Genomic DNA, 351 nt, shown 5'->3' on the forward strand with positions numbered 1-351 from the left:
CCGTGGTTCCGGTGACTCCTACTCCGGTTGCGCCTGTAACACCTGTTTCACCGGTAAGACCCGTTGCTCCGGTCACGCCAGTTACACCCATAGATCCTGTCGCGCCGGTGGCTCCAGTGGCGCCTGTTGTCCCCGTCCCGGTGGCTCCTGTCGCTCCTGTTACCCCAGTTAAACCCGTTGCTCCTGCGGCGCCTGTAGCCCCGGTCACTCCTATTCCGGTTGCGCCGGTTTCACCAGTAAATCCTGTTACACCAGTTGCTCCTGTAGCCCCGGTTCCGGTTGCGCCTGTCGCACCCGTTACCCCAGTAAGACCCGTTGCTCCCGTAGCTCCGGTTGTTCCCGTTCCGGTTA

At 61.8% G+C, this 351-nt stretch carries 1 protein-coding gene; it reads right to left on the reverse strand.

Going from position 1 to position 351, the window contains the following annotated elements; genetic code table 11:
- The coding region (locus DC345_RS31140) for a hypothetical protein (RefSeq protein WP_181586803.1) at nucleotides 1-351 on the reverse strand (351 nt) is incomplete at both ends.

Source organism: Paenibacillus taichungensis, assembly GCF_003287275.1.
In the GTDB taxonomy this organism is placed as follows: Bacteria; Bacillota; Bacilli; order Paenibacillales; family Paenibacillaceae; genus Paenibacillus; species Paenibacillus taichungensis_A.